The sequence below is a fragment of the Actinoplanes sp. NPDC026670 genome (assembly GCF_040638175.1).
Taxonomy (GTDB): Bacteria; Actinomycetota; Actinomycetes; order Mycobacteriales; family Micromonosporaceae; genus Actinoplanes.
Window position 1 is genome coordinate 104,662 of record NZ_JBEZXU010000014.1, and the last position, 12,856, is coordinate 117,517.

At 70.9% G+C, this 12,856-nt stretch carries 12 protein-coding genes; 9 read left to right on the forward strand and 3 right to left on the reverse strand.

The genetic code is table 11. The features are described from left to right. The first annotated feature begins 55 nt into the window (after window positions 1-55). From AB0E94_RS16090 to AB0E94_RS16100, 3 genes are read left to right on the forward strand one after another with little or no spacing between them, the layout of a single operon-like run. A complete protein-coding gene (locus AB0E94_RS16090) occupies window positions 56-664 on the forward strand; it encodes a M23 family metallopeptidase (protein ID WP_360326777.1) in 609 nt (202 codons plus the stop codon). Window positions 665-722: 58 nt separating this feature from the next. Beyond that, the gene (locus tag AB0E94_RS16095; protein WP_360326779.1) at window positions 723-1,688 is read left to right on the forward strand and encodes a hypothetical protein; all 966 of its coding nucleotides are present in this window, start codon (window positions 723-725) and stop codon (window positions 1,686-1,688) included. 34 nt (window positions 1,689-1,722) lie between these two features. Then, entirely contained in the window at window positions 1,723-3,051 is a 1,329-nt protein-coding gene (locus AB0E94_RS16100; protein WP_360326780.1) for a DUF1343 domain-containing protein, read from the forward strand. On the opposite strand, the gene AB0E94_RS16105 is transcribed toward AB0E94_RS16100, so the two are convergent. Further along, on the reverse strand, window positions 3,036-3,650 hold the full coding sequence (locus AB0E94_RS16105) for a TetR/AcrR family transcriptional regulator C-terminal domain-containing protein (protein ID WP_360326781.1): 615 nt from the start codon (window positions 3,648-3,650) through the stop codon (window positions 3,036-3,038). The two genes, AB0E94_RS16100 and AB0E94_RS16105, sit on opposite strands and share 16 nt — an antisense overlap. A gap of 96 nt (window positions 3,651-3,746) precedes the next feature. Between AB0E94_RS16105 and AB0E94_RS16110 the strand changes: the two genes are divergently transcribed. From AB0E94_RS16110 to AB0E94_RS16135, 6 genes are all read left to right on the forward strand, one after another. Further along, window positions 3,747-4,661 carry a nitrilase-related carbon-nitrogen hydrolase gene (locus tag AB0E94_RS16110; protein WP_360326783.1) on the forward strand — a complete coding sequence of 305 codons (915 nt, stop codon included), beginning with the start codon at window positions 3,747-3,749 and terminating at the stop codon, window positions 4,659-4,661. Further along, window positions 4,658-5,653: an agmatine deiminase family protein gene (locus tag AB0E94_RS16115; RefSeq protein WP_360326785.1), complete on the forward strand. Its 996-nt coding sequence runs from the start codon at window positions 4,658-4,660 to the stop codon at window positions 5,651-5,653. The genes AB0E94_RS16110 and AB0E94_RS16115 overlap by 4 nt, the downstream gene beginning before the upstream one ends. Next, window positions 5,650-7,002 carry an NAD(P)/FAD-dependent oxidoreductase gene (locus tag AB0E94_RS16120; protein WP_360326787.1) on the forward strand — a complete coding sequence of 451 codons (1,353 nt, stop codon included), beginning with the start codon at window positions 5,650-5,652 and terminating at the stop codon, window positions 7,000-7,002. The genes AB0E94_RS16115 and AB0E94_RS16120 overlap by 4 nt, the downstream gene beginning before the upstream one ends. A 92-nt stretch (window positions 7,003-7,094) precedes the next feature. After that, window positions 7,095-8,168 carry a hypothetical protein gene (locus AB0E94_RS16125; RefSeq protein ID WP_360326789.1) on the forward strand — a complete coding sequence of 358 codons (1,074 nt, stop codon included), beginning with the start codon at window positions 7,095-7,097 and terminating at the stop codon, window positions 8,166-8,168. Between the two features lie 1,064 nt (window positions 8,169-9,232). Beyond that, the gene (locus AB0E94_RS16130) at window positions 9,233-9,862 is read left to right on the forward strand and encodes a TetR/AcrR family transcriptional regulator (RefSeq protein ID WP_360326791.1); all 630 of its coding nucleotides are present in this window, start codon (window positions 9,233-9,235) and stop codon (window positions 9,860-9,862) included. Between the two features lie 40 nt (window positions 9,863-9,902). Then, window positions 9,903-10,220, forward strand: coding sequence for a hypothetical protein (locus AB0E94_RS16135; protein WP_360326792.1), 318 nt, complete (start codon window positions 9,903-9,905; stop codon window positions 10,218-10,220). Here AB0E94_RS16135 and AB0E94_RS16140 read toward each other — a convergent pair. Together AB0E94_RS16140 and AB0E94_RS16145 are read right to left on the reverse strand one after the other, a co-directional pair. Next, the gene (locus AB0E94_RS16140) at window positions 10,209-11,288 is read right to left on the reverse strand and encodes a hemolysin family protein (protein WP_360326794.1); all 1,080 of its coding nucleotides are present in this window, start codon (window positions 11,286-11,288) and stop codon (window positions 10,209-10,211) included. The two genes, AB0E94_RS16135 and AB0E94_RS16140, sit on opposite strands and share 12 nt — an antisense overlap. Next, the gene (locus AB0E94_RS16145) at window positions 11,285-12,625 is read right to left on the reverse strand and encodes a hemolysin family protein (RefSeq protein WP_360326796.1); all 1,341 of its coding nucleotides are present in this window, start codon (window positions 12,623-12,625) and stop codon (window positions 11,285-11,287) included. The genes AB0E94_RS16140 and AB0E94_RS16145 overlap by 4 nt, the downstream gene beginning before the upstream one ends. Between the last annotated feature and the right edge of the window lie 231 nt (window positions 12,626-12,856).

Here is a 12,856-nt window from a genome sequence, read left to right on the forward strand (position 1 = left end):
CAAAAAGAGCAAGCTGCTGGGGTACGAGTTGACAGGCTCTGCCAGGATCAGCCGGGTGACTGCCCGTACCCGTACCGGAATAGCCGTGGCCGTCACTCTCGCCGCTCTCCTCGGCCTCATCATCGTGACCGTCCCGCGGATGCGAAACCTCGGCACCCCCGGCCCGCGCCCCGACTTCCAGCTGCCCGTCGCGTGCGGTGAGACCTGGATTCTCGGCACCTATCCCGGCCACGACGACTTCGACATCGACTTCTTCCCGGCCTCGGGCGAAGCCTGGGGCCGCCCGATCCACGCCGCCGCCGCCGGCACCGTCGTCGAGGCGGGCATCAGCGGCACCCTGGGCTCACGGACCCCGGACGACCCGAAGGGCCCGTACGGCAGCGGCGCCGGCTACTGGGTGAAGATCGACCACGGCGGCCTGTGGGAGACCCAGTACCTGCACATGCTCGAACCGCCGATGGTCGCCGAGGGCGACCGGGTCGAGCAGGGCCAGCAGCTCGGCCGGGTCGGCAGCACCGGCAAGTCGGGCGCGCCGCACCTGCACTACGAGCAGCGGGCCGCCGGCGAGAAGACCGAGGCGATCTTCGCCGGCGAGCCCTCCGGCATCACCGACGACGACAGCGAGTACGAGGTCCGCCGCACCAGCCGCAACTGCCCCGCGTGACCGTGGCAACCGTCGGACCCTCCGGCCCGTCTCAGCCTGAGACACGGAGGAGAAGACCATGCGTATCTTCACGGCGACGACAGTCGTCCTAGTCGCTCTACTGGCCGGTGGATGTGCCCGGCCCGACACCGACGTCGGCGGCACCGATCCCTGGCCGCTGCCGAGCGGGCCGGCGCCCGTGGTGAACGCGCGCTGGGAGTCCTGTGACAAGGCGGCCCCCGAGTACGCGGACGCCCAGGACGGGCTCACCCTGCCGCCTCTCGACAGCGCGTTCCAGCCGGTGGCCGCGGTGATCTGCCGGACCGGCATCCAGCAGCGGCCGGGCGGCGGCACCGAGATGACCGCCGTGGAGGCCCGCGCCGACGACCTGAGCACCCTGCTGCCGGCGCTGCGCCTGCCCTCCGAGCAGGCGACCGCTCAGGCCTGCACCGCTGACCTGCCCGCGGTGCCGTGGCTGGCGCTGATCGACAAGGACGGCCGCTGGATTCGCCCCGGCATCCCGGTCGACTCCTGTGCCAAGCCCCGCATCGAGTTCCGCAAGGCGTACGAGAAACTGACCACCGTCGAGGTCGAGACCCGGGTGCTGCACCAGCTCGAGTCGGACGAGGCCGCGACCGCCGGGTGCGCCCAGACCTACGGTGACATGACGTGGGCGAGCGGCGGCTTCGAGAACGTCCAGGAGAACACGCTCGCGCCGCTGCCGAGCCGGACCTCGGCGCGCCGGTGTGTCTACGACGTGCCGGTGAAGGAGCGTGGCACCGGCAAGCCGGCCGGCAACTTCCGCGCCGGCGGGCCGCTCACCACGACCAACTGGGCGGCGATCCGCCGGGAGATCGAGGCGGCCGCTCCCGGGCAGGCCACCTGCGCCACTCCGGCCAGCCGGTTCGCGGTCATCCACCTGGAGCCGGGCGGCACCGTCAACATCGAGGGCGACGGCTGCCGGCGGATCCTCGCCGAACCGGCCAACGGCCCTGCCGTCTACCTGGCAGCCGGCGATCGCCTGATCGAGCTGGTCTTCGGGTGAGTGCTATGTCCGTATAATACGATTTGCGGCCGTGATGAGACGAAACCTTCTGGCCGCGGCCGGCGGTGCACTGACCGGACTGGCGGCCCCGTCGCGGGCGGACGCGGCCCTGTTGCGGGCCGACGCGGCCCTGTTGCGGGCGGACGCGGCCCTGTTGCGGGCGGACGCGGCAGGGTTGCGGGCGGACGCGGCCCCGGCCCGGAAACGCGTGCGCACCGGGATGGACCGGATGGCCGCCGCGAAGTGGGCCGCCCTGGCCGGTGAGCGGGTCGGCGTGGTCGCCAACCTGACCGCCGTCGACCGCGACTACCGGCACCTGGTGGACCTGATGCACGCCGACGGGGTGACGATCGCCGCGATCTTCGGGCCCGAGCACGGGTTCCGCGGCTCCGCTCCGGCCGGCGGGGACGAGGGCATCGGCGCCGACCCGCGGACCGGGCTGCGCGTGTACGACGGCCACCTCGCCACCCTGGACGGCTGGACGAAGATGTTCACCGAGGCTGGGGTGACCACCGTGGTCTTCGACATCCAGGACGTCGGGGCGCGCTTCTACACGTACATCTGGACGCTCTTCGATTCGATGGCGGCGGCCGCCGCGATGAACCTGCGCTACCTCGTCCTGGACCGGCCGAACCCGATCGGCGGCCGCGCCCGCGGGCCGATGCTGAAACCGGGGTTCGCGTCGGCGATCGGAAAGAAGGAGATCGTCCAGCAGCACGGCATGACCATCGGCGAGCTGGCCCGCCTCTACCGCGGCGAGTGGCTGCCGAAGGTCCGCCTGGAGGTGATCGAGTGTGCGGGCTGGCACGGCGGCCTGTTCGCGGCCGACACCGACGTGCCGTGGGTGATGCCCAGCCCGAACATGCCGACGCCGGACACCGCGCTCGTCTACGCCGGCACCTGCCTGTTCGAGGGGGTGTCGTCGCTGTCCGAGGGCCGCGGGACGACCCGCCCGTTCGAGCTGGCCGGCGCCCCCGGCCTGGACTTCCACTGGCGCGACCGGCTGGCCGGGCTCGACCTGCCGGGCGTCGTCTTCCGGGAGGCTTACTTCGAACCCCGGGTCGGCAAGTTCGCCGACCAGCTCTGCGTGGGCGTCGAGGTCCGGGTCAGCGACCCCGAGACCTTCGACCCGGTGGGTACGGCCACCGCGATGCTGATCGAGGCGAAGCGCTACCCGGGGTTCGCCTGGCGCACCGACCCCTGGCCGGTCCCGCACTTCGTGGACAAGCTGGCCGGGTCGGACCGCTATCGCACGATGATCGACGCCGGCGCGCCACTGGCCGAGGTGACCGGCGCCTGGGCGGACGAGCTGGCCGCCTTCGAGCGGAGACGCAAGCCGTACCTGATCTATCCACGCCCTTGAGCCGCGAATGTCGTGAGCGCGCCGAGGATGAGCCCGAGCCCGAGCTCGAAGGCCCGGTCGGCGCGGACCCGGCCCTGCCCGGCCGCCTCGATCGCGGCGACCAGCACCGGCGTGCGGGCCTGGCCGGGGTCCCAGACCTGGTCGGGCGCCGCGATGTCCAGGGCCGACCCGATCACGAAGCTGTCCAGCACGGTGATCACGTCGAGGAGCTGCCCGGTCGGGATGCCGGCCGAGTGCAGCACGGTGGCGATGTCGTCGTACATGTGCACGACCTCGGGGGAGGACACGGTGTGCGCGGTCAGCATCGGGATGAGCCGCGGGTGGCGGGCGAACGCGTCCCGGTAGCGCAGCAGCAGCGCCCGTAACGCGCCGGGCCAGTCCCCGGAGACGTCCGCGGGTGGGTCCTCGCTGAAGATCAGCGCCCGCATCGCCTCGATGATCTCGGTCTTGCCGCTCAGATGGTTGTAGATCGACGACGGGCGGACCGATAGTGCGGTCGCAACCTCACCGATGGTGAACTCGCCGCGGGCGTCGACGAGGGCCAGCGCGGCCGCGGCGATCTTGTCGACCGACAGTTTCGGCGTGGCGGGACGGGCCATCGGCGAACCCCCTTGCGTTGCGGTGAGGCGGACCACCATAGTAAAACGAATGCCGTTCGTTAAAGTGCGGTGGCACGCTGAAAGTCGAGGATGGCCATGGAACTGATCCGGTCCGCGGGGTACGACTCGCCAGCTCGCGTCGACGAGCCGACCCGGCCGCCACTACGGGTCGGTCTGGTCCAGCACCACTGGCGGCCCGATGCCGCCGAGCTGCGTGCGGTGCTGCTCGACGGGATCGCCCAGGCCGCCGGCGCCGGGGCCGAGGTGGTGTTCCTGCCAGAGCTGACGCTGTCGAAGTACCCGGCGTTCGAGGAACCGGCGGGTAAACCCGTGTCCCTTGCCGAGGACCTCGCGACCGGGCCGACCGTGGCGCTCGCGGCGGAGGCGGCCCGGCGGCACGGCATCCTGGTGCATGCGTCTCTCTACGAGAACGTCGACCTGGGCGACGGCCTGGGGTACAACACCGCGGTATTAGTCGACAAGTCCGGAAATGTTGTCGGCAAGACTCGGAAAACGCACATCCCGGTCACCGAGGGTTATGTCGAGGACAAGTATTTCCGCCCCGGCCCGGCCGATGAGGCGTATCCGATCCACCATGTCGGCAATGTTGGATTCGGTCTGCCGACCTGCTGGGACGAATGGTTCCCCGAGGTGGCGCGCTCCTACGCGCTCAAGGGCGCCGACGTCCTCGCCTACCCGACCGCGATCGGCTCCGAGCCGGACCACCCCGACTTCGACACCCAGCCGCTCTGGCAGCAGGTCATCGTCGGTCATGCGATCGCCAACGGCCTGTTCATCGTGGTGCCCAACCGCACCGGCGACGAAGGGCGGATCAGTTTCTACGGGTCCTCGTTCATCGTCGACCCGTACGGCCGGATCCTCGCCCAGGCCCCTCGCGGCCGTGAGGCCGTGCTGGTCGCCGACCTGGACCTGAACCAGCGCAAAGACTGGCTGACGCTCTTCCCGTTCCTGCGGACCCGGCGTCCCGACACCTACGGTGGTCTGGCATGAGCACCTGGCGCATGCCGGCCGAGACCGAGCCGCACACCTGCACCTGGATGGCCTGGCCGTCCTCGGGCTACGCCGACGGCGACGCGGCCCGGCAGGCCTGGGCGTCGGTGGCGCTCGCGGTCGCCGAGTTCGAGCCGGTCCGGATGGTGGTCGACCCGTCCGCGATCCGGGAGGCCCACGACTGGCTGGGTAGCGCCGTCGAATACTTCCAGGCGCCGCTCGACGACGCGTGGATGCGCGACATCGGCCCGACCTTCGTCGTCGGCCCCGGTGGCCTCGGCGCCGTCGACTGGGTCTTCAACGGCTGGGGCGGGCAGAGCTGGGCGCAGTGGGCGAAGGACGCGAAGATCGCCCGGCAGGTCGCCGAGTGGGCCGGCGCCACGATCATCAGCTCCGAGATGGTCAACGAGGGCGGCGGCATCCACGTCGACGGGCGCGGCACGGTGCTGGTCACCGAGACCGTGCAACTCGACCCGGGCCGTAACCCTGGGTGGACGAAAGAGCGGGTCGAGGGTGAGCTGCGACGCACCCTCGGGGTCCGCGAGGTGGTGTGGCTGCCCCGCGGTCTGACCCGTGACTACGAGGAGTTCGGCACCCGCGGGCACGTCGACATACTGGCTACGCTGGTCGATGAGAAAACGGTGTTGCTGCACGTCCAGCCGTCGCCGAAGCACCCGGACCACGCTCTGGACGCGGAGTTGAGAAGGGCCGTGCCGGGAGGCTGGAAGATCATCGATCTGCCTGCGCCGGAGGGGATCGAGGACGACCGCGGCCCAGTTGATCACTCGTACGTCAATCACCTAGTGTGCAACGCCGGTGTCGTCGCCTGCACGTTCGACGATCCCCGGGACGCCGAGGCGCTCGACATCCTGGCCGCCGCCTACCCCGGCCGCCGGGTGGTCGGCGTCGACGCCCGGGCGATCTTCGCCCTCGGTGGTGGCATCCACTGCATCACCCAGCAGGAACCCGCTATACCTGGAGGAGAGTCGTGACCGACTTCGACGTCGTGGTGGTCGGGGCCGGTGTCACCGGGCTCACCGTCGCGAACCGCCTGCACGCGGCCGGCCGCCGGGTGCTCGTCCTGGAGGCCCGCGACCGCGTCGGCGGCCGGCTGCTGACCGAGGACGTCGACGGCGTCCGTCTCGAGGTCGGCGGCCAGTGGGTCTCCCCGGACCAGAGCGCCCTGCTCGCCCTGATCGACGAGCTGAACCTGGAGATGTACTCCCGCTACCGGGCCGGCGACTCGGTCTACATCGGGCGCGACGGCGTGCGCCGTACCTTCGAAGGGGAGAAGTTCCCGGTCTCCGAGACCACCGCAGCCGAGGTGGAACGCCTGGTCAAGGAACTGGACCGGCTCGCCGCGATGATGGACCCGCTCAGCCCCTGGGAACATCCGGACGCCGACGAGCTCGACCGCATCTCGTTCGCCGCGTGGCTGGCCGGGCAGACCGACGACCCGGAGGCCCGCGACAACGTCGGCCTGTACGTCGGCCCGGCGATGCTGACCAAACCGGCGCACTCGTTCTCCGCCCTGTCGGCGGTGCTGATGGCGGCCAGCGCGGGCGGGTTCAGCCACCTCGTCGACGCCGACTTCATCCTGGACCGGCGGGTCGTCGGCGGCCTCCAGCGGGTGCCGCTGGCGCTCGCGTCCCGGCTGCCCGACGGCGCCGTCCGGCTGGACGAGGCGGTCACCAAGATCGAATGGACCGGGGACGGCGCGACCGTCTTCACCGGCCAGGGCAGCTACCACGGCCGCAACGTGGTGCTCGCCGTGCCGCCGACCCTGGTCAGCCGGGTCCAATACCTGCCGGCGCTGCCGCCGGTGCAGGCCCAGATGCGCCAGCACATCTCCTTCGGCCTGGTGATCAAGCTGCACATCACCTACGAGACCCCGTTCTGGCGCGACCTCGGACTGTCCGGGACGGCGTTCAGCCCGTACTCCCTGGTCCACGAGGCCTACGACAACACCAACGAGGACGTCGAAGGCGAGACCCGCGGCACGCTCGTCGGCTTCGTCTCCGACGTCAAAGCCGACAGCCTGCTCTCCCTCGACCCGGAATCCCGCAAGCGCCAGGTCCTCGAGGCGCTCGCCGCCTACTACGGCGAGCAGGCGCTCACCCCGGTCCACTACTACGAGAGCCCGTGGATGGCCGACGAGTGGACCGTCGGCGCCTTCGGCACCTCCTTCGACATCGGCTCGCTCACCCGATACGGCCGGCACCTCCGGTCCGACGTCGGCCCGCTGGCTTTCGCCAGCAGCGACATCGCCGGCCTCGGATTCCAGCACGTCGACGGCGCCATCCGGATGGGCGAGGCGGTCGCCGCCCGCATCCTCATTTAAATCCCATTTTGTACGGCCACCCGCCCCCGCCTGCCGCTGAGGCTGCCGGGGGCGGGCGTCGTATGCGGAGATGATCGTCTAGATTCCGGGGTATGCCCGAGCGCTCGCACATGGTGGATGCCGTCAACTGGGTGTCCCTGACGCGCGATCCCCGCGCCTCCACCGGCGTGCCCGCCGCCCTGCACGCGCTCTGGTCGACTGACGAGTTCCTCCGGCGCAGCGCCTACAACTACCTGGCCGGCACCCTCGTCCAGCAGGGCAGCCGGTTCCCGGTGAGCATCGCGGCGATCCCGTTCCTGATCGACGTGATCGCCGACCCGGCCGCCGGCGACCGTTTCGGCGCCTGCCAGCTGCTGCGACTGATCGCGATCGGCGACGAGACGCTGTGGCTGATCGAGCGCCCCAACCCGGCCGCGCTGCGCGCCACACCGGCCCCCGAGCAGTGGGACATGGCGGCATATGATGCGGTTCGCGCGCGGATTCCGGCATTTCTGGCAGCGCTGAACGACTACGATCCCGCGGTCCGCATGCACACCGCACACCTGCTCTCCTGGTTCCCCGAGGAGCGCCACGTCGTGGTGCCCGCCCTCACCCGGGTGATCGAGTCGGAGCCCGCCGATTCCGTCGACGTCGCCGCGGTCGCCTCGGTCGCCGCCGCCCTGGCCGGTGGGGTCGCCGCCGACCGGGCACTGACCGGAGCGCTCGCCACGCGCCTGGGCGGGCCGGTGCCGACCGAGCGCTGGGCCGCGGCGATCTCGGTCGCCACGCTCTACACCCGGCCGCCCCGCGAGGTGATCGACCAGGTCTACGAATGCCTCCTGGAAGCCGACGACCCGGTGCCGAACTGGCCGTTCCTCGAAGGCGACATGTGCACCCTGGCCGCCCTGGCCCTGTCCCGGCTGGACCCGTCCACCGGCGCCGACCGGGTCGAGTTGCTGATCGGCCGCCTACGCCGGACCCGCCCCGGCCAGGAGCGCACCAAACTGATCGGCGCGCTCGTCGACGCGGTGTTCCCCCGGACCGACAAGCTGATCAGCCGCTTCACCGACCTGCAACTGGCCGCCGTGCGAGCCCTGATCGAGGCCGACGCCTGGGGCGACGGCCCCTACGTGGTCTCGTTGCTGGCCGCGGCCGGCCTGCCGAAGGACGGCCGCTTCCAGTCCTGACCCCCCGTAGTCCCGCCGCTCCGCCGCGATCTTGTTGACTCCAGACACGCTCGAGTTTCGCCATTTGAGGGCTCGTTGGGTGACGGCGCACCGGCGTCCGTCGTCGCAAGCCTTGGTTGTCGGCCTTCCGCTGGACGCGGTCGGCGGCGTTCGGCCCGGCGTGGTCGTCGGCGGGCGGCCAGACGCGGTCGCCGGTGTTCGGCCCGGCGTGGTTGTCGGCGGGCGGCCAGACGCGGTCGCCGGTGTTCGGCCCGGCGTGGTCGCAGGCGTGCGACGACCAGCGCACACATTGCGGCAATGCGCGATTTCACCCTCGCCGGAACAACGACGGGCGCACACGGACGGCACAACGTGTGCTCCCGTCCCCGTCAGAGCGAAGCAGGCGCACGCGATCGGCGAATGTGTGCGCTGACCATCGCTGCGCCCAGGAAAACGTGTGCGCTGACCACCGCTGCGACCGGCGGGCCCGCTCTCGGCGGTCCGCTCCCGGCATCGCCTCCGGACGGCCACCCAAGGCCATAAGACCTCGCGGTGATCTTGCGGAGTTCGCTGAGGATGGCGCTGACCAGGACGAATGCAAGATTCACTTCAGCGTCGACCCTCACCTGCGATGCCGCTGCGCAAAACGGCGAAACTCGAGAGACGCGCCTGTCTCGCACAACTCCACAAGATCGACTCCGCGGACCGCCATAGCCCCGGCCGACCCCAACCCGCCTCACCCGTCGCCGCCCTGGCCTGGGCGACCTTGTTGACTTAGGTCTGCCCTGTCCCGCCGAACTCCACAAGATCGGGTTTGGGTCGGGCGGGAAGGCGGGTCGCACGATGGGGTGAGAGGCCGGCGGGCGACTTGAGCGATTGCTTAAACGCCGGTATGTTGACGTTGAGCGGTTGCTCAAACGGGGGAGGCCGATGGTGGCGAAACCAGGGAACCACCGGCTGTGGCCGGCTCGCCGCCATCGGCCTGAGGTCGACGAGTGGAGTGCGTCGGGCGTACAGCTGACCGGGTTTGATCTCGGTGACCTGATCGCATCGCCGCAAGTGACGCTGAGGCAGAATGTCCGGTCATGAGCGACACCAAGCAGCGACTGCTCGAGGGCGCCCTGGCCGCGCTGCGTGAACACGGTGTCACCGGAGTCTCGGCGCGGACCATCGGAGCCGCCGCGGGGGTGAACCAGGCGCTGGTCTTCTACCACTTCGGGTCGGTCGACGAGCTGCTCGGCGCCGCGTGTGAGCAGGCGACCCGGCTGCGGGTGGCGGCCTATGCGGACCGGTTCGCGGCGGTCGCGTCGCTGCGGGAGCTGCTGGCGGTGGGCCGTGAGCTGCACGAATCGGAGCTGGAGGCGGGCAACGTCTCGGTGCTGGCGCAGATGCTCGCGGCCGCGCAGACCGGGGAGCGGCTGGCCGGGCCGACGGCGGCGGCGCTGCGGATGTGGTCGGACGAGATCGAGTCGGTGCTGCGGCGGCTGCTCACCGGTTCGCCGGTGGCCGAGGTCGCCGACCTGCCGGGGCTGGCCAAGGCGGTGGCGGCGGCGTTCGTGGGGCTGGAACTCTACGAGGGCGTGGATCACGACGGTGGCCGGCAGGCGCTGGCGGCGCTCGATCAGCTCGCGGTGCTCGTCGAGGTGGTCGACGAGTTGGGCCCGCTGGCCCGGCGGGCACTGCGATCAAAGATCCGCAGCCACCTGAAAGACTGATCTCGGGAACCACTCGCGCGGCAGGAACGACTACCCCGGCGTGCATATCCCCGATTTGACCACCTATGCCCCGCATCGTTCGACGCCTGACGCCGAGTTCGAGGGCACGATCGTTCCCGGCCTGCGTGCCGACTTCTATCGCCGCCCGGAAGGTGACCGTGTCGCCTCGGTGGGCCGCTACTCGTACCGCGGCCGGACCGTCCTGATGGCCTGGGGTTTCGTCGACGAGAAACACTGCCGCCAGCACGCGGTCCACTCCCACGGCGGCTGGAGCACGGTCGCCGACGGTTGTCCCGACGTCCGGTTCGACAACGGTTTCGAGGTGCGCACCCCCGACGGCGAGTGGCTACGCGCCTGACCGTGAGGTCCGTCCGGCCCGGCGCGCGGCGTCGATCACCGGGTCGGTCTCGTCGTCGAACTGGCCGATCACCTGCTCCAGGAGATCCTCCAGGGCGACCAGCCCGACCACCTCGCCGGCCTCGGTGACCAGCGCGACCTGGTTGCGTTCCGCGCGCATCGCCGCGATCGCGTCCAGGCCGCTGGTCCCGGCCGGCAGGCGCAGCGGCGAGATCATCAGCTGCCCGGCGGAGGCGCCACTGGACGAGCCGACAGCCTTGGCCGCCTCCCGTACGTGCACGATCCCGGCGATCGCCCCGTCCGCCGACGTGACCGCCAGCCGGGACCGGCCCGCCTCGATGCTGCGCAGTTCCACCTCACGGGCATCGGCCGCGGTGGGCACCGACACGATCCGTGCGGTCGGGGTCATCACGTCGCGTACCGTCGTCGACTCCACCGCGAGCATCGCGGTCAGCAACTCGTGTTCGGCGTCCGGGATCGTGCCGTGCTCTTTCGAGGTCTCGATCAGCATCCGCAGCTGTTCGGCGCTGTGCACCTGGGCCAGCTCGTCCTGCGGGGTCACCTTGACCAGCTTGAGGCAGGCGTTGGCCAGGCCGTTCAACGCGGCCAGCACCGGGCGCAGCATCGTGGTGAACCCGACGAACGGGATCGCCAGCAGCTGCGCCGACGTCTCCGGGTGGCTGATCGCCCACGACTTCGGCGCCATCTCACCGACCACCACGTGCAGGAACCCGACCAGCGCCACCGCCAGCACGAACGCCACCGCGTAGGCGGCGTCCTCGGGCAGCCCGGTCATCGTGAACACCGGCTCCAGCAGGTGCGCCACGGTCGGCTTGGCCAGAGCGCCCAGCCCCAGCGTGCACAGCGTGATGCCGAGTTGCGCGCCGGCCAGCATCAGCGACAGCCGCCGGGTGCCGGCCAGAGCCGCCCGGGCCCCGCGCGAACCCTCGGCGGCCGCCGTCTCCAGACGGTGCCGTTTCGCCGCGACCAGCGCGAACTCGGCCGCCACGAAGAACCCGTTGAACACCAGCAGCGCCAGCGACACGAGCAGGGCCGGGGTGGTGCTCATACGCCGTCCTTCACGATCAGGTGGATCCGTCCCGGCACCCGCCGGCGGATCGCCAGCACGGTCAGCGTCGCCACACCCTGCGGCACCGGCTCGCCGTCCTCGTCGATCCCCGGCGGCAACTCCACCTCGATGCTCTCGCGAACCGCGGGCAGCCGGCCGAGACGGGTCATCAGCAGGCCGGACACCGTGTCGTAGAGGTCGTCCTCGGGCAGTTGCACCCCGGTGGCCTCGGCGACCTCGTCGATCCGGGCCCGGCCCGGGATCAGCCAGCCGTCGCCGTCACGCTCGATCGCCGGCTCCGGCAGGTCGTCCTCGTCGCGGATCTCGCCGACCAGCTCCTCGGCCACGTCCTCGAGGGTGATGATGCCGGCGAACCCGCCGAACTCGTCGACCACCACCGCCATCTGCCGGTGCGCGGCCTTCAGCCGGTCCAGCACCACCGGCAGCGTGCACGACTCGGGCAGCGCCACCGGGTCGGTGGCCAGCTGCCGCACCGGGGTGCTGTCGCGAACCGCCGGATCCAGCGTGACCACGTCGTTGATCGACACCACGCCGATCACGTCGTCGAGCCCGTCGCCGATCACCGGGAACCGGGAATGCCCGGTGTCCAGCAACTCCACCACCCGGGAGGCGGGTTCGGCGGCGCCGATCGACGTCACATCGACCCGTGGGCGCATCACCTCGGCCGCGGTCCGGCTGCGGAAGTCCAGCCCGTGATCGAGCAGCCGGGCCGCCTCGGCGTCGAGCGCGCCGTGCGTACGCGACGTCTCGATGATCCGGTCCAGGTCCTCGGAGGTGGCGCCCTGCGGCAGCTCCTCCACCGGCTCGATGCCGACCGCCCGCAGCAGCCGCGTCGCGGTCGCGTCGAACACCCGGATCAGCGGCCCCACCACGGTCAGGTAGATCACCGTGGACCTCGACAGCGCCCGGGCCACCGCCTCCGGCTTGGCGATCGCCAGGTTCTTCGGCGCCAGCTCGCCCAGCACCATCTGCACGACCGTCGCGAACAGCAGCGCGAACACCATCGAGATCGACGTGGTCACCGACTCCGGCAGGCCGGTCGCGCCGAGCAGCTCGGCGGTGCCCTCGCCCAGATAGGGTTCGGCGACATAACCGGCCAGCAGGGCGGTCACCGTGATGCCCACCTGCGATCCGGACAGCACGAACGAGAGCCGCTGCGTCACCCCGAGCGCCCGTTTCGCGGCGGCGTCACCCTCGTCGGCGAGCACCCGCAGACGTTCCCGGTCGACCGCCACATAGGCGAACTCCTGGGCCACGAAATAGCCGGTCGCCGCGGTCAACAGGACAATGGCCACAATGCCGATCGCAATCAGCACGAACAGTCACCGCTCCAACGATCAGACACGCTCCGTAACCTAGCAGGTCCCTCAAGGGCCATTCTTTGACGGTACGGCTACGCGGAGGAACCGTTCCCTGCACCGCGACGCCCGCGTCACCTCTCGGCCGAAACGCGACCGCCGGGCTGATGCGTCCCGCACCGCCAGGCCCGCGAGCCGTCGCTCAGCGCTGGAATGGGCACGTTTTGACCGTGGTGGCGTACGGCCGGC

Bases quoted from the DNA above. Each gene is read 5' to 3' on its own strand.
- AB0E94_RS16100 (WP_360326780.1), top strand. From the start codon at position 1,723: ATGAGACGAAACCTTCTGGCCGCGGCCGGCGGTGCACTGACCGGACTG.
- AB0E94_RS16140 (WP_360326794.1), bottom strand. From the start codon at position 11,288: ATGAGCACCACCCCGGCCCTGCTCGTGTCGCTGGCGCTGCTGGTGTTC.
- AB0E94_RS16115 (WP_360326785.1), top strand. From the start codon at position 4,658: ATGAGCACCTGGCGCATGCCGGCCGAGACCGAGCCGCACACCTGCACC.
- AB0E94_RS16125 (WP_360326789.1), top strand. From the start codon at position 7,095: ATGCCCGAGCGCTCGCACATGGTGGATGCCGTCAACTGGGTGTCCCTG.
- AB0E94_RS16095 (WP_360326779.1), top strand. From the start codon at position 723: ATGCGTATCTTCACGGCGACGACAGTCGTCCTAGTCGCTCTACTGGCC.
- AB0E94_RS16130 (WP_360326791.1), top strand. From the start codon at position 9,233: ATGAGCGACACCAAGCAGCGACTGCTCGAGGGCGCCCTGGCCGCGCTG.
- AB0E94_RS16105 (WP_360326781.1), bottom strand. From the start codon at position 3,650: ATGGCCCGTCCCGCCACGCCGAAACTGTCGGTCGACAAGATCGCCGCG.
- AB0E94_RS16110 (WP_360326783.1), top strand. From the start codon at position 3,747: ATGGAACTGATCCGGTCCGCGGGGTACGACTCGCCAGCTCGCGTCGAC.